The sequence below is a fragment of the Agromyces fucosus genome, from assembly GCF_004134865.1.
GTDB lineage: Bacteria > Actinomycetota > Actinomycetes > Actinomycetales > Microbacteriaceae > Agromyces > Agromyces fucosus.
On sequence record NZ_SDPO01000002.1, the window covers coordinates 358,572 to 377,433 of the forward strand.

General features: G+C 67.8%; 21 protein-coding genes. 9 read left to right on the top strand and 12 right to left on the bottom strand.

Going from position 1 to position 18,862, the window contains the following annotated elements; all coding sequences use genetic code 11:
• Positions 1 to 32 precede the first annotated feature (32 nt).
• The 3 genes from mmsB to ESP57_RS07450 all read right to left on the bottom strand — a co-directional run bounded on the left by mmsB (position 33) and on the right by ESP57_RS07450 (position 4,037).
• A complete protein-coding gene (gene mmsB, locus ESP57_RS07440) occupies positions 33 to 1,388 on the bottom strand; it encodes a multiple monosaccharide ABC transporter permease (protein ID WP_056005407.1) in 1,356 nt (451 codons plus the stop codon).
• Positions 1,385 to 2,941, bottom strand: coding sequence for a multiple monosaccharide ABC transporter ATP-binding protein (gene mmsA / locus ESP57_RS07445; RefSeq protein ID WP_129231112.1), 1,557 nt, complete (start codon positions 2,939 to 2,941; stop codon positions 1,385 to 1,387). Before mmsA ends, mmsB begins: the two co-directional genes overlap by 4 nt.
• A 118-nt stretch (positions 2,942 to 3,059) precedes the next feature.
• Positions 3,060 to 4,037, bottom strand: coding sequence for a LacI family DNA-binding transcriptional regulator (locus ESP57_RS07450; protein WP_243648446.1), 978 nt, complete (start codon positions 4,035 to 4,037; stop codon positions 3,060 to 3,062).
• 243 nt (positions 4,038 to 4,280) lie between these two features.
• Between ESP57_RS07450 and ESP57_RS07455 the strand changes: the two genes are divergently transcribed.
• From ESP57_RS07455 to ESP57_RS07465, 3 genes are all read left to right on the top strand, one after another.
• On the top strand, positions 4,281 to 5,213 hold the full coding sequence (locus tag ESP57_RS07455; RefSeq protein WP_165877405.1) for an N-acetylglucosamine kinase: 933 nt from the start codon (positions 4,281 to 4,283) through the stop codon (positions 5,211 to 5,213).
• 64 nt (positions 5,214 to 5,277) lie between these two features.
• Complete coding sequence (locus ESP57_RS07460; protein ID WP_129231114.1) at positions 5,278 to 5,661, top strand: TIGR03618 family F420-dependent PPOX class oxidoreductase; 384 nt, start codon at positions 5,278 to 5,280, stop codon at positions 5,659 to 5,661.
• A 36-nt stretch (positions 5,662 to 5,697) separates the two neighbouring features.
• The gene (locus ESP57_RS07465) at positions 5,698 to 6,039 is read left to right on the top strand and encodes a RidA family protein (RefSeq protein WP_056005418.1); all 342 of its coding nucleotides are present in this window, start codon (positions 5,698 to 5,700) and stop codon (positions 6,037 to 6,039) included.
• A 109-nt stretch (positions 6,040 to 6,148) separates the two neighbouring features.
• Here the strand turns inward: ESP57_RS07465 and ESP57_RS07470 are convergent, their stop codons facing one another.
• The gene (locus ESP57_RS07470) at positions 6,149 to 7,513 is read right to left on the bottom strand and encodes an MFS transporter (RefSeq protein ID WP_165877406.1); all 1,365 of its coding nucleotides are present in this window, start codon (positions 7,511 to 7,513) and stop codon (positions 6,149 to 6,151) included.
• Between the two features lie 86 nt (positions 7,514 to 7,599).
• On the opposite strand from ESP57_RS07470, the gene ESP57_RS07475 reads away from it, so the two are divergent.
• The 5 genes from ESP57_RS07475 (at position 7,600) to ESP57_RS07495 (ending at position 10,793) form a co-directional block, all read left to right on the top strand.
• Positions 7,600 to 7,986 carry a winged helix-turn-helix transcriptional regulator gene (locus ESP57_RS07475; RefSeq protein WP_129231116.1) on the top strand — a complete coding sequence of 129 codons (387 nt, stop codon included), beginning with the start codon at positions 7,600 to 7,602 and terminating at the stop codon, positions 7,984 to 7,986.
• An 88-nt stretch (positions 7,987 to 8,074) separates the two neighbouring features.
• Entirely contained in the window at positions 8,075 to 8,494 is a 420-nt protein-coding gene (locus tag ESP57_RS07480) for an ArsR/SmtB family transcription factor (RefSeq protein WP_129231117.1), read from the top strand.
• A gap of 5 nt (positions 8,495 to 8,499) precedes the next feature.
• On the top strand, positions 8,500 to 9,177 hold the full coding sequence (locus tag ESP57_RS07485; RefSeq protein WP_129231118.1) for an SRPBCC domain-containing protein: 678 nt from the start codon (positions 8,500 to 8,502) through the stop codon (positions 9,175 to 9,177).
• 68 nt (positions 9,178 to 9,245) lie between these two features.
• Positions 9,246 to 9,995 (top strand): SDR family oxidoreductase, encoded by a 750-nt coding sequence (locus tag ESP57_RS07490; RefSeq protein ID WP_129231119.1) that lies wholly within the window; start codon positions 9,246 to 9,248, stop codon positions 9,993 to 9,995.
• 174 nt (positions 9,996 to 10,169) lie between these two features.
• Positions 10,170 to 10,793, top strand: coding sequence for a CPBP family intramembrane glutamic endopeptidase (locus ESP57_RS07495; protein WP_129231120.1), 624 nt, complete (start codon positions 10,170 to 10,172; stop codon positions 10,791 to 10,793).
• 35 nt (positions 10,794 to 10,828) lie between these two features.
• Here the strand turns inward: ESP57_RS07495 and ESP57_RS07500 are convergent, their stop codons facing one another.
• The 4 genes from ESP57_RS07500 to ESP57_RS07515 form a co-directional block, all read right to left on the bottom strand.
• Positions 10,829 to 11,356, bottom strand: a complete 528-nt coding sequence (locus ESP57_RS07500; RefSeq protein WP_129231121.1) for a hypothetical protein — start codon at positions 11,354 to 11,356, stop codon at positions 10,829 to 10,831.
• A 98-nt stretch (positions 11,357 to 11,454) separates the two neighbouring features.
• A complete protein-coding gene (locus ESP57_RS07505) occupies positions 11,455 to 12,198 on the bottom strand; it encodes a formylglycine-generating enzyme family protein (protein ID WP_207904505.1) in 744 nt (247 codons plus the stop codon).
• Between the two features lie 43 nt (positions 12,199 to 12,241).
• Entirely contained in the window at positions 12,242 to 13,375 is a 1,134-nt protein-coding gene (locus tag ESP57_RS07510) for a peptidoglycan-binding domain-containing protein (protein WP_243648447.1), read from the bottom strand.
• Positions 13,376 to 13,451: 76 nt separating this feature from the next.
• The gene (locus ESP57_RS07515; RefSeq protein WP_129231122.1) at positions 13,452 to 13,928 is read right to left on the bottom strand and encodes a DNA alkylation repair protein; all 477 of its coding nucleotides are present in this window, start codon (positions 13,926 to 13,928) and stop codon (positions 13,452 to 13,454) included.
• An 11-nt stretch (positions 13,929 to 13,939) separates the two neighbouring features.
• Here ESP57_RS07515 and ESP57_RS07520 point away from each other — a divergent pair, with 11 nt between their 5' ends.
• Positions 13,940 to 14,347 (top strand): VOC family protein, encoded by a 408-nt coding sequence (locus ESP57_RS07520; protein WP_129231123.1) that lies wholly within the window; start codon positions 13,940 to 13,942, stop codon positions 14,345 to 14,347.
• Between the two features lie 46 nt (positions 14,348 to 14,393).
• Here ESP57_RS07520 and ESP57_RS07525 read toward each other — a convergent pair whose 3' ends face one another.
• The 4 genes from ESP57_RS07525 to ESP57_RS07540 form a co-directional block, all read right to left on the bottom strand.
• The gene (locus ESP57_RS07525; RefSeq protein WP_129231124.1) at positions 14,394 to 15,485 is read right to left on the bottom strand and encodes a mandelate racemase/muconate lactonizing enzyme family protein; all 1,092 of its coding nucleotides are present in this window, start codon (positions 15,483 to 15,485) and stop codon (positions 14,394 to 14,396) included.
• A 133-nt stretch (positions 15,486 to 15,618) separates the two neighbouring features.
• Positions 15,619 to 16,473: a carbohydrate ABC transporter permease gene (locus ESP57_RS07530; RefSeq protein ID WP_235507642.1), complete on the bottom strand. Its 855-nt coding sequence runs from the start codon at positions 16,471 to 16,473 to the stop codon at positions 15,619 to 15,621.
• A gap of 2 nt (positions 16,474 to 16,475) precedes the next feature.
• Positions 16,476 to 17,429 carry a carbohydrate ABC transporter permease gene (locus ESP57_RS07535; protein WP_129231125.1) on the bottom strand — a complete coding sequence of 318 codons (954 nt, stop codon included), beginning with the start codon at positions 17,427 to 17,429 and terminating at the stop codon, positions 16,476 to 16,478.
• Positions 17,426 to 18,757 (bottom strand): ABC transporter substrate-binding protein, encoded by a 1,332-nt coding sequence (locus ESP57_RS07540; RefSeq protein ID WP_129231126.1) that lies wholly within the window; start codon positions 18,755 to 18,757, stop codon positions 17,426 to 17,428. The genes ESP57_RS07535 and ESP57_RS07540 overlap by 4 nt, the downstream gene beginning before the upstream one ends.
• Positions 18,758 to 18,862 lie beyond the last annotated feature (105 nt).

Sequence of the window (18,862 nt, forward strand, 5' to 3'; positions counted from 1 at the left end):
GGACGGCCGGCGGATGTCGCGGCCGACGTTCCTCAGCGCCGGGTGACGTCCTCGGGCTGCGACGAGAGGTTGGACTGCGAGCTCGGAACCACCGTCGGAGCCTCGTCGGGCGCCTGCGCCTCGAGGCGCGACTTCCGACGGCTGCCCCAGATGCCGAGGATCGAGGGGCGCCCCTGGCTCTTGCTCCAGACGTCGACGCCGACGGCGAAGAGCAGCACGAGGCCCTTGATGATCTGCACGACGTCGGCGTCGGCGCCGATGAGCTGCAGGCCGTTGTTGAGGAACGCCATCACGAGACCACCGATGACGGACCCGATGACGGTGCCGATGCCGCCCGAGACCGCGGCGCCGCCGATGAAGACGGCCGCGATCGCGTCGAGCTCCCAGCCGTTGCCGTCCTGCGGGCCGGATGCGGTCGCACGGGCGACGTAGATCATGCCGGCGACGGCGGCGAGCACCGACATGTTCATCATGACGAAGAAGTCGACCCGGCGATCCTTGACGCCCGAGAGCGTGGCGGCGATGCGGTTGCCGCCGACGGCGTAGATGTGGCGGCCGAAGATCGTGTTGTTCGTGATGAAGGAGTAGAGGATGACGAGGGCGACGAGGATGATGCCCGAGATCGGGAAGCTCGTGCCGGGGCGCCCGGTCGCGAACAGCCAAGCGGCCCAGAGGATGACGCCGGCGAGCACGACGACCTTCACGATGCTCACCCACACGGGCGCCATCTCGGAGCCCATCTTCTTCTGCACGCGGCGAGCGCGGATCTCGTTCCAGACGATCCATCCGGCGCCGATGACGCCGAGGATCATCGTCAGCACGTTGAAGTTCAGCGGCACCGCGAGCTCGGGGAGGTAACCGGCTCCGATGATGCCGAACTCCTGCGGAACGGGCGTGGTGGTCGACTGGCCGATGAACTGGTTGCCACCGCGGAAGATGAGCATGCCGGCCAGGGTCACGATGAACGCCGGGACCCCGATGAACGCGACCCAGAATCCCTGCCAGGCTCCGATCGCGGCGCCCACGGCGATGCCGAGCAGGATCGCCCACGGCCAGGGCAGGTTCCAGTCGGCCATCGACTTCGCGACGATGATGCCGGTGAACGCCGCCACCGAGCCGACCGAGAGGTCGATGTGTCCCATGATGATGACCATCACCATGCCGATCGCGAGGATCAGGATGTAGGAGTACTGGTTGACGACGTTGATGAGGTTCGTCGGCGACAGGGTGAGGCCGCCCGTCCAGATCTGGAAGATCAGGATGATGACGATCAGGCTGCCGAGGATGCCGAACTGGCGGAGGCTGGACTGGCCGCCTCCGAAGACCTTGCGCAGGTCGGAGAGTCCGCCCTTCTTCGGGGCGGCCGGGTCGTTCGCCGTCGTGCTCATGCGTTCGCCTTCTTCTTCGCGGAGGTCATGCTGCGCATGAGTGCCTCGGGGTTCGCTTCGTGTGCTGGGATGTTGTCGGTGATCTGGCCTTCGAACACCGTGTAGATGCGGTCGGCCATGCCGAGCAGTTCGGGCAGCTCGCTCGAGATGAGGATGACGCCCTTGCCCTGTGCGGCGAGCGCCTGGATGATCAGGTAGATCTCGTACTTCGCGCCGACGTCGATGCCGCGGGTCGGCTCGTCGAGGATCAGCAGGTCGGGGTCGGTGAACATCCACTTCGCCAGCACGACCTTCTGCTGGTTGCCGCCCGAGAGCTTCGAGACGCCGGCGTCGACGCTCGGGGTCTTGATGCGCAAGAGCTTCCGGTAGTCCTCGGCGATCCCGAACTCCTGCGAGTCGTCGATGACGCCGCCCTTGGCGATCTTCGTCAGCTTCGCGGCGACGATGGAGCGCTTGATCGTGTCGAGCAGGTTGAGGCCGAGCTGCTTGCGGTCTTCGCTCACGTAGGCGAGCCCGTGGTCGATCGCGGACTCGACGTCCTTCAGGACGATCTCCTGCCCGTCCTTCACGATGGTGCCCGACAGGTAGTTGCCGTAGGAGCGCCCGAAGATGCTCATCGCCAGTTCGGTGCGCCCGGCGCCCATGAGGCCGGCGATGCCGACGATCTCGCCGCGACGCACGTTGAAGCTGGACCCCTTCACCACGAGGCGCTCGGGCACCTGCGGGTGCTGGATGGTCCAGTCCTTCACCTCGAAGAACACATCGCCGATGCTCGGCGTGCGCTCCGGGTACCGGCTCTCGAGCGAGCGCCCCACCATGCCGCGGATGATGCGATCCTCATCGACCCCGCCGGCGTGCACGTCGAGCGTCTCGATCGCACGGCCGTCGCGGATGATCGTGATCTGGTCGGCGACGGCCTCGATCTCGTTGAGCTTGTGGGAGATCATGATCGACGCGATGCCCTTGCCCTTGAGCCCCCTGATGAGGTCGAGCAGGTGCTGGGAGTCGTCTTCGTTGAGGGCCGCGGTCGGCTCGTCGAGGATCAGCAGCTTGACCTCCTTCACGAGCGCCTTCGCGATCTCGACGAGCTGCTGCTTGCCGACGCCGAGGTGCTTGATCTGCGTGTCGGGGTCTTCGTCGAGACCCACTCGCGCAAGGAGGTCGAGGGCCCGCGCCTTCTGGGCGACCCAGTCGATGCGGCCGCCGTGGTTGATCTCGTTGCCGAGGAAGATGTTCTCGGTGATCGACAGCTCGGGGATGAGCGCGAGCTCCTGGTGGATGATCGCGATGCCGGCCTGTTCAGACGAGCGGATGTCCCTGAACTCGACCCGCTGGCCGCGGAACCAGATCTCGCCCGTGAAGGTGCCGGTCGGGTAGACGCCCGAGAGCACTTTCATGAGCGTCGACTTGCCGGCGCCGTTCTCACCGCAGATCGCGTGGATCTCTGCGGGACGCACCGTGATCGAGACATCCGAGAGGGCTTTGACCCCTGGGAATTCCTTCGTGATCGAACGCATCTCGAGGAGCGCGTGCGGTTCGGTGGTCAACTTCATCGTCTTCTTTCGGGAACGAGGCCATGTCAGCGTTGTCATGGCAGGTTTGCACACCCTGATGATCATGTCAATGCGGCGATTCGCCGCCGGTGATGCGATCGGGTGAGGCGGCGATCGGTCAGCCGGTCGGTGCGGGGATCTCGCCGGAGCCGCGCTTCACGAGGCGGGTCGGCAGCTCGATGCGCCGGATGGGCCCGCCGTGGTGCTCGATGCGCTCGAGGGCGAGGCGGCCGGCGGCGCGGCCGAGTTCGACCGGGTCGTGCGCGACGACCGAGATGCCGAGCATCTCGGCGAGCTCGAAGTCGTCGAAGCCGATGAGGGCGACCGGATCCTCGCGGGTGCGCAGCTCGCGGAGCGCGCCCATGGTCGCACGGTTGTTGCCCGTGACGATCGCGGTCGGCGGGTCGCTCGAGTCGAGCAGCGAGCGCACCTGCGACTCGGGCGTGATCGACGGATCGTTGCCGAGCCGCTCCCACGGCGTGCTGTCGGCGACCCCGGCCTCCATGAGTGCCTGCCGGTAGCCCGCGAGTCGCTCCGAGAGCGTGTACATCTCGCTCGGGTTGCTCACGAACCCGATCTTGCGATGGCCGTTGGCCGTCAGCGACCGCACCGCGTCGGCCATGCCGCTCCGGTTCGCGAGCACGACGGTGTCGGCGACGAGATCGGTTGCCGGGCGATCGACGGTGATGATGGGCGTGCCGAGCTGCCGCTCGCCCTCGAGGTAGGACTGGTCGCCCGCGATCGGGATCAGCACCAGCGCGCGCACCAGCTGGCTGAGCAGGGCGTCGACGACGACGGGCTCGCTGTCGGGGGCATCACCCGTGCTGGCCCACAGCATCGTGAACCCGCCCTTCGCGAGCTCCTGCTCGATGCCGGCGGCGACGTGGAAGTAGAACGGGTTGTGGATATCGCCCATCACGAACGCGACCGTGTCGGTCTTGCCGCCCTGGCGGAGGTTGCGTGCCACGGTGTTCGGCCGGAAGCGCAATCGCTTCGCCGCCGCGAGGATGCGCTCGCGGGTCTCGGGGAGCACCCGCGGCGAACCGCTGTACACCCGCGAGACGGTCTTGGCGCTGACTCCGGCGAGCCGCGCCACATCGTGAAGGGTCGCCCTGGACTGAATCGGAATCCTCCATGTCGGCGTGAGGTCGGGGACGTGGGTCTCCGACGGCGCCCGTGGCATCGAGTGCTGTCTTCAGCTTTCCACAATTCGCACCGCGACAGGTAACATGCCACGAAGGGCCGTGTCCAACGTTGACATGCCGAGTCGGCGAACGAGGGCGGTGCGCCGAGGACGACAGGAGAACTGAGGGTGATGGGGGCGGAGGAGATGGCGTCCGTGGGAGCGGACCGTGACCGTGCTCCGACACTGGCGGTCGACGCCGGCCAGTCGGGGATCAAGGTCCGGTATCGCGGCGCCGAGCTGCAGCAGTGGTCGCTGCCCGGCATCCGCACCGACCTGCCATTGCGCCCGCAACTCGCCGAGGTGATCCGCGATGCCTTCGAACGCGGCTGCCGGCCGGCCTCGGCCGGTGTCGGCGTGTCGGGGCTGACGCGCAGCGAGGCAGACGCCGAAGGGCTCTACCGAACCGGCGCGCACGAACTCGGCGTCGAGTCGATCACGCTCGCGCACGACTCGGTCACCGCGTTCCTCGGCACGCTGGGCGAGGAGCGGGGCGTCGTCGTCGCGGCGGGCACCGGAACCGTCGCGTTCGCGGTCGGTGCTTCGGCGGTCGCACGCATCGACGGCTGGGGCAACCTCATGGGCGACGCCGGTAGCGCGTACTGGCTCGGCCGGGAGGCGCTCGACGCCGCGATGCGGGCCCACGACGGCCGCGGCCCCGAGACGGCGCTGCTCGACGTCGTCAGGGCCGAGTTCCCCGATGTCGAGAGCGCCTACATCGAACTGCAGTCCGACCCGAGTCGCGTGGAACGCATCGCGAGGTACGCGCGGCAGGTCTCCGCCGTCGCCGATGACGATGAGGTCGCGCGGTCCATCCTCACGCGCGGAGCACGCGAACTCGCCCTCTCGGCGTTCACGGGGCTCCGCCGCGTCGGCGAGCACCTCGCACCGGCCCCGACCATCCGGGCGACGGGCGGAGTGTTCCGCAGCGCGCACATCGTAGACGAGTTCTCGTCCGAGCTGTACGCCCGCCTGCCGGGCGCCGACATCCGAGTCGCCGACGCGGATCCGCTCGACGGAGCCGAGCTCCTCGCGCAGATCGCGGACTCGAGCGTGCTCGCATCACTCGTCTCCCGCGTACACTCCTGATCTGGACTCCGTGAGCGCGGCCGATCCCGGCACCACCGTCTCATCCCTGCACGAAAGGCGCGAAGTGCTGACCGACACCGCTCGAGAGTTCCTCTCGGAGTACCACCTCGCGACGCTCTCGACCCTCGATCGCCACGGCCGCATCCACTCGGTGCCGGTCGGCATCACGTACCTCGACGGCGTCGTGCGCATCATCGGCAGCAGCGGCTCGCAGAAGTTCCTGAACGCCGAGCGCAGCGGGCGGGCGAGCGTCAACACGGTCGACGGCGTGCGCTGGATCAGTTTCGAGGGCCCGGCTCGCGTGCTTGACGATCCAGAGGCGGTCGCGTTGGCGGTCGAGCTCTACGCCGCGCGCTACCGGCAGCCGCGCCCGAATCCGCAGCGGGTCGTGCTCGAGCTCACGGTCGAGCGCGTGCTCGGGTCGGCCGGGATGCGCCCGGCTCGATAGCCTGTTCGTCCACCCCCACGAACACAAGGAGATGCTGTGAGCATTCAGCGCATCGAGCCCGGCGCCCGCATGAGCCAGGCGGTCGTCCACGGCGACACGGTCTACCTCGCCGGCCAGGTGGCCGAGGGCGCCACGGTCGTCGAGCAGAGCCGGGCCGCGCTGCAGCGCGTCGACGAGCTGCTCGCGGGCGTCGGCAGCGACAAGTCGAAGCTGCTCAGCGTCACCATCTACCTCGCCGACATCGCGACCTTCGCCGACATGAACTCGGTCTGGGACGCCTGGGTCGACGGCGCCAACCCGCCCGCCCGCGCCACGGTCGAGGCGAAGCTCGCCACCCCCGACTACTTCGTCGAGTTCGCGGTCACCGCCGCGATCTGAGGGGCAACAGCACGACGGCATCGCAGCGGATGTCGCGAAGGCCCGCCGACCGCACCTACGGCATGTACACCGGCGAGGCGCCGCCGCCCGACGCGGGCTGACGGCGTACTCAGCGCACGAGCGAGCTCAGCCGCTCGCTTCGACGCCGCACCAGCGGGAGCACCGCGGCAGCCGTCACGACGGCGGCTGCGACCAGCACCGCGACGACGAAACCTCCGGTGACCAGCACGGCGGCGATGGTGCCGAACACCGCGACGCCCAGCCCGCCGCCGAGCGCGAACCCCACCTCCTGAATCGCACCCACCTGCCCGGCCTGATCCTCGGTCGTCACCTCGAACAGCGTGGTCGCGGCGAGCGTCGCGCCGACTCCGAACCCGAGTCCCACGAGCACGAGCGGTATGGCCATGAGACTCGGATCGAGTGCGAGCCAGCCGAGTCCGACGGCCTGCAGGAGGAGGGCGACGACGGTGAGACGGCTCGCCGACAGCCAGCGGAGGGCGAGGGGTGCCACGACACCTCCGATGGCGATGGCCACGGCTTGCGGCAGCAGCGCGATTCCCGCCTCGGCGGCGTTCTGGCCCCGAGTGTCCTGCAGGTGCAGGCTGACCAGCAGCACCGAGGCAGCGGAGGCTCCGCTGCTGGCGATGATGCGGATGGCGGCAGGGCTGAAGCCTGGCACGCGGAACAGGCGGATGTCGAGGAACGGTTCGCTGAGCCGCCATTGCCTGCGCACGAAGAACACGAGCCCCACGACGGCGACGAGTGCACTGACCACCGCCGATGCGGGCGCGACGAGGGCCTCGTGCAGCGCGAAGACGAGAGCCCCGAGCCCGATGATCGAGGAGATGATGCTCGGTGCATCCCAGGAGGGCTGCTGCGAGCTGCGCGAGTCGGGCACGAGCCAGAGGGCGAGCAGGCCCGCGATCACGGCGAGCGGAACGCTTCCCAGCATCAACCAGCGCCACCCGGGGCCTTCGGCGAGCAGGCCGCCGATCACCGGGCCGAGCGCGCTCCCGGTGCCGAATGTCGCGGTCCACAGCCCGTATGCGAGCACGCGCTCCCGCTCGTGGAACTTGGCGCCGATCGTCGCGACGACCCCCGCGATGACGAAGGCTTCGGCAACGCCGAGCAGGGCACGGACGAGGATGAGTACGACGCCGCTCGTCGCAAACCCTCCCACTGCGTTGAGCACCGCGAACCCGGCCAGGCCGATGAGGATGATGGTCTTCCGCCCGAAGGCGTCTCCGAACCGGGCCGCCACGATGAGGGTGGCGGCCAGCGACAGTGCGTACACATCGACGAGCCAGAGGCTCTCGGTGTCGGTGAGGGCCAGATCGCCGCGGATTGCGGGAAGGGCGGTGGAGACGCTGCTGATCGCGAGCGCGCCGATGAGGACGCCGAGAAGGAGCGGGACCATCGCGAGCCAGAGGCGGAGGGTCGAACGCTGGCCGACGAAAGTAGGGATTGAAGTCACGCTTTCATTCTGTAAAGTACAGGCAGGAGCAACAAGTACGGTCATTTCTGATACGTACTGACCAAGTGGATACCAAGGAGGCTCCGATGCGCGAGAAGACTGCACGGATCATCCACGAGTGGGCGGACTCGTGCGACACCGAGGTTTCGATCGCGGTTCTGGGCGGCGCCTGGAAGCCGAGCATCCTGATGCTTCTCGATGAGCACGGGGTCTTGCGCTTCGGCGAGCTCGGACGCCTTCTGCAGGACCCCACCGCGCGCGTGCTCACCCGTCAGCTGCGCGAGCTCGAGGACGACGGCCTGGTCATCCGAACCGTGTATCCGCAGGTGCCACCCAAGGTCGAGTATCGACTCAGCGAGCTCGGCGCGAGCGCGACACCCGTGCTCGCAGAACTGACCCGCTGGGGCACGCTCTACTCGACCCGGCAGCGTGCGGCCGCGGCGGAAGACGCGGAAGCTGCCGCGACGATGTGACGCCGCGGGCGCGCTCAACCGTTTCGCATCAGAATCCGAAGATACAATAAGACTTGACTTATATAAGTCGTGATGCAATCATGGTCGCATGCACGCTCTTGATGTCCTCGGCGATCCGGTACGACGCCGCATCCTCGAACTGATCGCCGACGGCGAGGCGCCGGCCGGCGACGTCGGCCGGGTCATCCAAGCGGAGTTCGGCATCTCCCAGCCCGCCGTCTCACAGCACCTCCGCGTGCTGCGCGAGTCGGGCTTCGTGACCGTGCGACCCGACGGAGCGCGGCGGCTGTACGCCGTCGACCCCGCACCGCTGGCCCAGGCCGACGCCTGGTTCGACACCTTCCGCAGCTTCTGGCAACCGAAGCTCGACGCCCTCGGCACCGAGCTCGCACGGGGCCGGCTGGCGAAGCGGAAGGCGGCCGAGGCCGAACGCGAGGTCAGCGACCCACCCATGAACGGCGGCGCGGCCACACTCGTCGACCGCCGCGACCCAGAAGGAGAGGAGTAAGCAAAATGGTTGACGTGAACGCGCAGATCGACGCCGTCACCCGCAGCATCGAGACGAAGGAGGTCGACGACGCGCTCGCCTACGTGCAGACGCTCGCCCAGACCTATCCCTCCCCCATCGACGACGTGTGGGACGCCGTGACCTCCGCCGAGCGCATCCCGCGCTGGTTCCTGCCGGTCAGCGGCGACCTGCGGCTCGGCGGCAACTACCAGTTCGAAGGCAACGCGGGCGGCGAGATCCGGCGCTGCGACCCGCCGAACGGCGGGCAGGCCGGCTACACCGTCACCTGGGGCATGGGCATGGGCGAACCCGCGATCGTGAACGTCCGGCTCGTCGCAGTGGATGCCTCGTCCACTCGCCTCGAGCTCGAGAACGTCGCGACCGCGGCGAGCGTCCCCGAGGGCTTCTGGGAGCAGTTCGGCCCCTCCGCGACCGGCATCGGCTGGGACCAGGGCCTGCTCGGCCTCGCGCTGCACTTCGCCGGCGGCGCCGACGGCATCGCGCCCGAAGAGGCGGCAGCCTGGGTCGCGACCGACGAGGGCAAGTCGTTCATGCGGCGCTCGGCCGACGCGTGGGCTGCCGCTCAACAGCACGATGGCACCGCAGCGGATGTCGCGAAGGCCGCCGCCGACCGCACGTACGGCATGTACACCGGCGAGGTGCCCCCGACCGACATGGGCTGACTGTCACAAATCACCCCGCACAAGGGTCTTTACTGGTGAAGGTCGAGCTGAATCGAGAGGACGCACGAATGAGGATCGCCGTCGCCGGAGGAACCGGAACCGTGGGCCGCCACGTCGTCGATGTCGCGCGTGAGCGTGGACATGACGTCGTCATCCTCTCCCGCTCCACGGGAGTGGATCTCATGACGGGCGCCGGCCTCACCGGGGCGATCGACGGAACGGCTGCCGTCATCGACGTCGCTTCCGTGGCGACGCAGTCGGCGAAGAAGTCGATCGAGTTCTTCGAGACCACGACGAACAACCTGCTCGCCGCGGAGCAGGCCGCAGGCGTTCCCCACCACCTCGCGCTCTCGATCGTCGGCAGCGACCGCGCACCCTTCGGCTACTACGCCGGGAAGCAGCGGCAGGAGGAGGTCGTGAGCGCCGGCCCGGTCCCGTGGACGATCCTTCGCGCCACCCAGTTCCACGAGTTCGCCCAGCAGCTCTCGGGGCAGATGAGGTTCGGTTCGATCACGGTCGTTCCCAAGATGGTCTCGCAGCCGGTCGCCGCCCGCGAGGTCGGTGAACGCCTGGTCGCTCTTGCCGAAGGCGGGCTCGCCGGGCGACCTGCCGATCTCGCCGGCCCTGAAGAACTCCGCATGGCGGACATGGTGCGGGCCTATTCTGCAGCGGTCGGCAACACGGGCCCGATCTGGGAGATCGCGCTGCCCGGCGGCTTCGGCAAGGCGCTGCGCGACGGCACCATCCTTCCGGGGCCGTCTGCCGACCACGGCGTTCAGACGTATGCCGACTGGGTCGCCGCAGTTCGTCATTCGTGACCCTCGGGTTCCGGTACGGTCGTCGTCGTAGACACTTCAGCGCTGCCCGCCCAGGCCCCCGCGCCCGCCCCCGTGATCCCATCGGCTCATCGATGGGGTCTTCTTCATGCCCTCGTCGGCGTCGGCATCTTCGTCGCCTGCATCCTGGGGCCGTCGATCATTCCGATCGAGTTGATGACGTACCCGGTCTGGCTGGCAGTGAGCATCGCCATGCCGTTGCTCGTCGTCAGCTGGATCGTGTTCGTCTCGCGAAGATGGGGCACCGGCAGCCTCATCCGCGACTACGGTCTGTCGTTCCGGTGGATCGACCTGCTCGCGATTCCAGCAGCGCTTGCCACGATCTGGTTCGTGGGGCCGATCTTCATCGGCATCGCCCTGATGATCTTCGGTGACCCCGGCGGGCTCCCCAGCAACGTCATCGTAACCCCCGACCCGATGGTCTGGGTTCCGATGCTCATCCTCTCCGTCGTCAGTGCGCCGTTCATCGAAGAGGTCGTCTTCCGCGGCATGCTGCAGCCCTCGCTCAAGCGTTTGTTCGACGGGTACGCGCCGGACCAGGACCGCAGCTTCCGGGCCACGAACGCCGCCGTGCTCGTCACCGCGCTGATCTTCGCCTCACTCCATCTTCCACAGGTGCTCGGCGGCGTCAACGGCGTCATCTTGGCCGCGGGCACCCTGTTCGCGGGCATCGTCTACGGCGCACTGGCGATGGCGACCCGTCGCACGGCGCCGTCGATCGTCGCGCACGCCGCGTGGAACCTCCTCGCGACGGCCGGCGCCTACGGCCTCATCAGCTGACCTCGCAGCACGCGTGAGCGACGCCCCGGCGCGCCTCAGTGCACGAGCGAGCTCAGCCAGATGACCGCAAGCCCCAGCACCGTCGTGATCGCCGCGCTGAGCAGCCGGAGGTACCAAGCGCCGTTGTTGCGCTCGGAATTGACCCAGCCGATGACGGCGAGACTCACGATCCCGACCCAGAGCGCGATGTAGTACGCGACATACTGGTCGATCCATCCCAGCGTTGCGAGGGCGAGTGCCAGCGCGGGCAGCAGCATGGCCAGCAGCATCCCGACTGAATGCGAGGCGGTGCGCGCGATGGCCCGGCCGATCGGAACCGCGCGCCCCTCTGCCGTGCGGCGGCTCGCGACGACGACGGCATAGATGTGCGTGAGCCAGAACACCCCGACCGTGCCGACGATGAACAGCAGCACTTCGAAGTCGGTGTCGAACTTCCACCCGACGGTGATGAGTGCCGTGACGAGCACCAGCCCGTAGACGGCGTGCTCTGTGTTGTACGCGTCGAGCACGAACCTCACGGGGCGGGCTGCCGCCACCGCAGCGGTACGACGAGAACGCGCCACCTCTTCCCCCATGCACACAGATTCCCACGCGGCGGTGCCTTCTGGCGAGCACGCGGCGAACTTCGTCGGCGCCCGAACCGCCCGTCAGCTGCGTGGCGTCAGCCTCGAGGCGTCCACCCCGACGGCAGGGGCCCGTCGATCGCCGCCCGCTCGAGGTCCGCCGCGGCAGACCAGCCCTGCGCGGCATCCGTCGTCTCGAAGCCGCCGCGCGCGACACGGAAGCCGACGTCCGGATGGTGCATGCGCGGCGCGCCGCCCCGGCGCACCGAGGCGCGCACGCTCCACGCGTCGTCGGCGAATCCGCCACCCCGGAACACGCGGTACTCGTCGTAGCGGGCCGGGTCGAGCAGGTCCCAGCACCATTCCCACACGTTGCCGAGCGTGTCGAAGAGCCCATTGAGATTCGGATGCTTGCCGCCCACGTCTTGCGGCGCGGTCACGCCGTCGGCGCTCGTCCAGGCGACCTCGTCGAGCGGGCCGTAGTGCGGTCGCGTCGAGCCGGCCCGGCACGCGAACTCCCACTCGGCCTCGGTCGGCAGGCGGAACCCGTCGGAGTCGACGTGCCAGGTGACGTCTTCGCCGTCGTACGTGTAGGCGGGCTCGAGGCCCTCCCACTCGGATGCCGCGTTGCAGAAGCGGATGGCCCGCAGCCAGCTCACGTCGGTCGCCGGGCGCCGCGGGTGCGTCGCGGTCTCGCCGAGCAGCTCGGCGAGCTGCTCCTGCGTCACCGGGTACACCCCGATCTCGAACGGCTCGAGCTCGACGCTCCAGCGCACCTGGCGGCGCGCATCGTGCAAGCCGACGCTGCCGCCGTCGATGCTCGCCATCTCGATGTCCGTCACCGAGGCAGTCTCGCACGCCGGCGCACGTGTGACGTCGATCGGGTCAGCCGGCGGGCGGACTCGACGGCGACGGACTCGGCGAGGCATCCGGAGCAGTGAGCTCGGCGATCGCGCGCTCGAAGGCGGCGATCGTCGCGGCATCCACCGCACCGGTCGGCTCGACGCCGAGCTCCGTCTGGATTGCCTGCAGCGCCGCCGTGAGCTCGTCGGTCCACACCCCGTCGACCGGCCCGTCCCAGAAGCCGGCGAGCTTCAGCGTCTGCTGCACGGCCGCCGTCGACGCGAGCGACTCCTGCGCGGCCGCACCGCCGAGCGCCACGAGTTCGGCCTGGAGCGCCTCGGCCGTCGCCTTGTCGACCGTGCCCGTGACCGGCAGGCCGTTCGCCTCCTGCAGGTCTTCGATCGCCTGCACGGTCAGCGGCCCCGACACCCCGTCAACGGTGCCGGTGTAGTACCCGGCCGTGGCGAGGTCCTGCTGCAGTGCGTACGTGTACGCGGTGACCGACGCCACGGCCTCCACCTGCTGGTCGTCGGTGAGGCAACCGGCATCGGCGAAGAGCCTGAGCCATGCCATCTCGAGCGCGACGACCGCACTGTTGAACTGCTCGGATGCCTCGACCAGCGGTGTCTGCGGGGTGACGGCTGCCTGCGCGTCATCGAAGTCGGCTTCAGCCTGCTTCACGCGGTCGACGGAGGCGGCAGGTGCCAGCGGCGCGCTGGTCGGCACCTCGGTCGGAACGACGGAGGGCGTGCCGGTCGGCCCGGCCTCGGCCGCGGCGAGCGCGACCTGCGCGTCGACGAGTTCCTGCTGGGCGGTCACGAGCGCCTGCTGCGCATCGACCGCGGCTTCGGCGCCGTCGAACGCATCGTCGCGAGGGTCGGCGAGGTCGGTGCCGGCCGTCTGCACGTCGCCGACGGTGATCGCGGTGTCGTGCAGCACGTCGCCGTACACATCGAGCGCGTCGATGTAGTCGCGGCTCGCGCCGCAGAACTCATCGGATGCGGCGTCGAACTCGGCCTGGGCGGTCGCCACGGCCTTCTCCTTCGCGGTGACCTGCGCCTGGGCCCGATCCACCGGGTCGGTGCCCTCAGCGCATCCGGTAAGTCCCAGCACGACGACGACCGACACCACGGCAGTTGCGAGGAGCCCCGACATCCTCGCGCGATCTCTGTTCACGCATATCCCCCGATACTGAGCTGAAACGTGCTCACATCATGGCACCGGGGCTGGTCGCGGCGCGGGACATCCGCCGTCACGATTCCGGCAACAGGCGTTCGCTCTCCCACCGATCGACGATGCGATTCGCCCGAGTCGCATCGACACCCTCCAGTCGCTCGAGCAGCGGACGCAAAACGTCGGCGACGAGCGGATCGATGAGTTCTCGCGCCCCCGCCGATCGCAGCAACTGCTCGAGGCGGGTGAAGTCGCTGACGAGCAGCGTCGGCACCTGCCCCTGGAGTAGCACGACTGCGGCGAGCCGGCGCTCGTACACCGGCTCGGCCCACAGCTCAGATGCGAGTGCGGCGACCTCGTCATGCGACAGTTCAGGATGCCGCCGCCGCGCGTCTCTCACAACGCCCCGTACAGCCCCGACTGATGCGCCGTAGAACCGCAGGCCGCCGCCGATCCTCGTGGCATCAGCGCTCGCGCGCTCGTCCGACCCCTCGGCTCGGAGGGTGCGGTCGATGAACGCTGCGGCAGGGCTTTCCACTCTGAAATCGTGCCTCATAGGATGGCCGGATGCGCCTCTTCGACCACATCGGGCTCTCCGTTGAAGACCTGCCCCGCTCGATCGCCCAGTTCGACCCGGTGATGGTCGCACTCGGCTGCACGCGGCAAGATGCCGACAACAGCGTGTCCTGGTCCTTGGGTGAAGACGAGCTCATCCTCTTCCCGACTCGAGAACCGGGCAGCGGTCCGCACCGCCACGGCAAGGTCGGATGGCAGCACCTCGCCTTCCCCGTTGATTCGCGCGAGACGGTCAACCGCTTGCACGCAATCGCGATCGATGCGGGCTGGACGGCCGTCAGTGGCCCGAAGGTATTCACGCGATTCAGCGACCGCTACTACGCGGCGTTCGTCGAAGACGACAACGGCATCCGAATCGAGTTCATGTTCAACCCGCCGAAGGACGTGGCTGCGGACTGACTCTCACCGACGTGTCCTGCCGTCCTGGCGCTGGGCAGCGGCTTCGTTACGCGACGATCCGGTCTTCGATCGCGTCACGATCCCAGTCGATGCCGAGTCCGACGCTCTCGGGCGCGTATGCGCGGCCACTCTCGATGAGCATCTCCTTCTTGGTGACCGCACGCAGCTGAGGGATGTGCTCCACATACCGCCCGTTCGGGACGGCTGCGACCAGGCTCACGTGAAGCTCCATCAGGAAGTGCGGACACACGTCGACGTTGAACGCCTCGGCGAGATGGGCGACCTTCAGCCATGGCGTGATCCCGCCCACCCGGGCGACATCGACCTGGATGATGCTGGCCGCGCCACGGTCGAGGTACTCACGGAACTGGGCGATCGAATACATCGACTCCCCCACTGCGATCGGTGTCGCCGTCGATCGCGACAGGCGCACGTGGCCTTCGATGTCGTCCGCTGGAAGCGGCTCCTCGATCCAACCGAGATCGAGCCCATCGAACAGCCTGGCACGGCGGATCGCCTCCGCCGCGGTCATGGACTGGTTCGCGTCGACCATGAGGTCGAACTGGGATCCGACCGCGTCACGTATGGCGGCCAGCCGCTCGAGGTCCTCTTGGCCATTCGGCTTCCCGATCTTGACCTTCACCCCGCTCAGCCCCTTCCGCTGGGAGCTCAGGGCTCCGTCCACCAACTCGTCGATCGGAAGATGGAGCCAGCCGCCCTCGGTGTCGTAGAGCGGCACGTCGCGTCGGAACCCGCCGGCGAGTCGCCACAACGGCAGCCCGGCTCGCTGGCATGCCACGTCCCACAGCGCGGTATCGATCGCGGCCAGTGCAAGCGATGTGATGGCGCCGGTGGTCGTCGCCCGCGTTGACGCGAATAGACGATGCCAGACCGCCTCGATGCGGTCGGCATCCTGACCGATCAGCACATCGAGGAGGTGCTCGCGCAGCATCGACAGCACCGCCCGGCCACCGGTGCCGATGGTGTACGCGTAGCCGCGGCCATGCAGGCCGTCGCTCGTGGACACTTCGACGAAAATGGTCTCTTGCTTCACGAAGCTCTGCACCGCATCGGTGCGCTCCGTCTCGACAGTGATGTCGACGAGGAAAGCGCGCGCCGTGGTGATGGTGGTTGTCATTGCATCTCTCCGGGGAGGGTCTGGCGGCTCATCTGAGGTCCGCTCTGGAGGTGAGTCAGGTCGCCGCTGAGATGAGTCAGGAGACGATGGTGATCGGTGGCCGGCGGCCGGGCTGTGCGAGCTGGCGCTCCGCTCACTCCTTTACGCCGCCGGCGGAGAGGCCGCTGGTGACGTACTTGAAGGCGAAGAGGATGATCACGAGCGCGGGCACGCCGAGCAGCACGAGCGCTGCGTAGTACTGGGAGGATTCAGCGGGGGTCGGCCCGAACGCACTGCGGATCGTCTGCACCGCCTGCGCCGCTGTTGTGAGCGCGGGCGAGCGGAGGAGCACCGACGGGAAGAGGAAGTCCTGGAGTGACCACATCACGCTCAGCGCGGCCAAGTTGAACAGCGGCCCCCGACAGAGCGGTACTGCAACGTGCCAGAAGACGCCGATGTGGCTCGCGCGGTCGAGGATCGCAGCCTCGACGAGCTGACGGGGAATGTCATCCATCCGATTGCGAAGGAGCAGCACCGCGAACGGCAGGGTGAGGACCGCTTCGGGCAGGGCCACACCGATGTGGGTGTTGAACAGGCCCAGAGTGCCGCTGATGAAGTACACGGGAACGAGGATGGACGTGGCAGGGACCGCAAGGAACAGGAGCACCCCGTAGTACAGCGGTTCGCGTCCCCGAAAGGGGATGAACGAGAACGCATAGGCGGCGAGGGCGCCGATCACGCACACGAGCCCGGCGTGCATGAGCGCGATGATCGCGCTGTTCAGGAAGGTCTGCGGAATCGACACGCCGTTCAAGGTGCGGGTGAGCACCGCCCAGTAGTTGCCGATTCCTCCGACCGCGACTGACATCTGCACGGCATTGATGAGGGGCGCGGCGAACGCCAGGCCGATGATGACGAGGAACCCGTAGATGAGGATCTTGTCGATCCGGCGGCTGCGCAGCGGCAGGGCCTCCTCGTCTGCGGCGTGTTGGGTTTTCATGCGTGCCATGATCACGAGGCCTTCCGTCGCACGATGATCTGCACGACCGAGATGATGAGCGCGATGATCAGCACGATGATGGACGCAGCGGCGGCGTAGCCGACCCGATCCAGGCCGAGCGTCGCTTTGTAGATATAGGTGCCCGTGATGTCGGTGCGCCCACCCGGCTGGCCGCCGGTCGAGAAGTAGATGATGTCGAAAGCGCGGAACGATCCGAGGATGACGGACAGGATCACGGTGATGTGGGTCGTACGCAGCAACGGGAACAGCATGATGCGGTAGATCTGCCACACGGATGCGCCGTCCAAGGTGGCCGACTCCACGATCGAGGCATTCACCTGCGCGACGTCGGTCGTGTAGTACATGATCGGCAGCCCGATCGTATACGTGAGCAGGATGCCGATCGCGACGTAGGCGGCAGTTGGGTCGCCGAGCCAGTCCTGGGCGAGGAAGCCCAGGCCGAGGTTACGCAAGCCATCGTTGATCGCGCCGTCGCGTGTCTCCAGCATCCGGCTGAAGACCGTCGCGAACAGCGACATAGGGATCAACGACGGCAGCAGGAAGACGGTGTAGAACAGTCTGCGCATCCTGACGCCGGACGCGAGCATCATGGCCAGGATGAAACCCAGGGTCAATGCGACCAGCACGCTGAACAGCCCGAACACGATCGTGTTGATCAGGGAGCGCTGGAAGGTGGGGTCCTCGAGAACGAGGACGAAGTTCTGCATCCCGACGTCGACGGCGTTGCGGAACGTCAGTCCCACGCGCTCGGTGCTGACCATCCCGAGGATGCCGAAGCTGTACAGGAAGTACACCCCGTAGAACAGCAGGAGCGGGCCGAGAAAGAGGACGACGTACCATCCCCCGCGGAAAGGCGACCTCCCGCGGACCCCCCGCGCGGGGGACCGGCGTTGCCGCCGTTCCCCCGCGCGCGTGACGAGAGTGGAGGTCTCGGTCGTCGTCACTGGTCCGAACCGTGCGGGTAGCGGCCGGAGGTCCACTCCTCCTGCATCGTCGCAGCGGCTTCCTCAGCGGTCTTCGTACCGCGAAGGACGTCCAGAATCGCGTTTCCTTCCACCTGGTTCAGGAAGTCCTGCTGGCTGTCCCGCTTGGACGTCGGCGCTCCGATGAGAGTGCTGGCCGTCTGGAAGCCTTGCTGCGCAGCGTCGCTCTCGAGGACGCCGTCGGGAAGGGTGTAGCCGTCGAGGCTCGGGACGAGAACGAGGTCCTTGGCCCAGACGTCCGCGCCGCCGGCTTCCACCATGAACTTGATGAACGCCGTCGCCGCCTCGACGTTCTTCGATGCCGCCGGAATCGCGAGACCGCCCTCGGCCAGCGCCCGGACCGCGGGAGATCCGCCGTCGATCACGGGCAAGCCCGTGACGCCGACGTCCTCGAGCTCGATCCCGTTCTCGGACCGGTAGGCGGCCGACAGGAGGGAGTTCTGCCACGAACCGTCGATGTAGAACGCCGCCTGGCCTGCGGAGAACAGCTCGCTGGGACGGGTGCCCTGCAGACTCAGCACGTCGGTTCCAACGATCCCGTCGTCGAAGATCGACTTGTAGGTGTTGAGGCCTTCGATGAGCGCCGGCTGATCCCACGCGCCGTCGCCGCCGATGATGTCATCGGACAGGCCGGGCGAGTTCTGCTCGGCGATGCCGAACAGCATCTCCTCCTGCCAGTACGGCTCTCCCGTGAAGACGACCGGGGTGACGTCGGGCTTCTGCGCCTTGATCTCGTCGACCGCGACCTTCCACTCGGCTGCCGTCGCGGGCACCTCGATGCCCAGTTCCTCGAGCATCGCGGCGTTGTAGTACATGAGCGGGCTGCCGATGGAGCCCATCGGCACCGAGTAGAGGACCTCATCATCCGCGATCGACGTCGTCTGCTCGACCATCGTGGGGTTGATGTCGGCGAGCCAGTCGCCGGTCCACTCATCAGCCGGGTGCAGGTAGTCCTTGACCGAGTTCGTCATGGCCGAGACCTGCACACCCACCACGTCGATGCTCTCACCGCCGGAGAGGGCGAGCGGAAGCTGCTTCTGGTAATCCGCGGCTTCGAAGGTGCGGAGCTCCACCGTGATGTTCGGGTTCTCCTCCTCGAATGCGGCGATGGCCGCGTCGAGCGTCGCTTGCGGCGGGAACCAGGTCCAATAGTTGATCGTGGCCTTTTCGCCGGTGTTCTGCTCGACGTCATCGCTTCCACCGACTCCACCGTTCGAGCCGCATCCCGCGAGGACCAGCGCGGAGGCTGCGAGGGCTGCCGCGGTGACTGCTGCGTTGCGCAATCTCATGTGATCTGTCCTTTCACTTCATTGTGATCGTGATCCTGCCCGAGGGAAGGATCGCACTGTTGGCGCATCGCAACGACGAGGGCATCAAGCCCGTTCCGCCTCCGA

Excerpts from the sequence above, each read along its gene's own strand:
- ESP57_RS07540 (WP_129231126.1), bottom strand. The coding sequence starts at position 18,757 with ATGAGATTGCGCAACGCAGCAGTCACCGCGGCAGCCCTCGCAGCCTCC.
- ESP57_RS07520 (WP_129231123.1), top strand. The coding sequence starts at position 13,940 with ATGCGCCTCTTCGACCACATCGGGCTCTCCGTTGAAGACCTGCCCCGC.
- mmsB (WP_056005407.1), bottom strand. The coding sequence starts at position 1,388 with ATGAGCACGACGGCGAACGACCCGGCCGCCCCGAAGAAGGGCGGACTC.
- ESP57_RS07475 (WP_129231116.1), top strand. The coding sequence starts at position 7,600 with ATGCGCGAGAAGACTGCACGGATCATCCACGAGTGGGCGGACTCGTGC.
- ESP57_RS07485 (WP_129231118.1), top strand. The coding sequence starts at position 8,500 with ATGGTTGACGTGAACGCGCAGATCGACGCCGTCACCCGCAGCATCGAG.
- ESP57_RS07480 (WP_129231117.1), top strand. The coding sequence starts at position 8,075 with ATGCACGCTCTTGATGTCCTCGGCGATCCGGTACGACGCCGCATCCTC.
- ESP57_RS07495 (WP_129231120.1), top strand. The coding sequence starts at position 10,170 with ATGACGTACCCGGTCTGGCTGGCAGTGAGCATCGCCATGCCGTTGCTC.
- ESP57_RS07490 (WP_129231119.1), top strand. The coding sequence starts at position 9,246 with ATGAGGATCGCCGTCGCCGGAGGAACCGGAACCGTGGGCCGCCACGTC.
- ESP57_RS07525 (WP_129231124.1), bottom strand. The coding sequence starts at position 15,485 with ATGACAACCACCATCACCACGGCGCGCGCTTTCCTCGTCGACATCACT.
- ESP57_RS07530 (WP_235507642.1), bottom strand. The coding sequence starts at position 16,473 with ATGGCACGCATGAAAACCCAACACGCCGCAGACGAGGAGGCCCTGCCG.
- mmsA (WP_129231112.1), bottom strand. The coding sequence starts at position 2,941 with ATGAAGTTGACCACCGAACCGCACGCGCTCCTCGAGATGCGTTCGATC.
- ESP57_RS07515 (WP_129231122.1), bottom strand. The coding sequence starts at position 13,928 with ATGAGGCACGATTTCAGAGTGGAAAGCCCTGCCGCAGCGTTCATCGAC.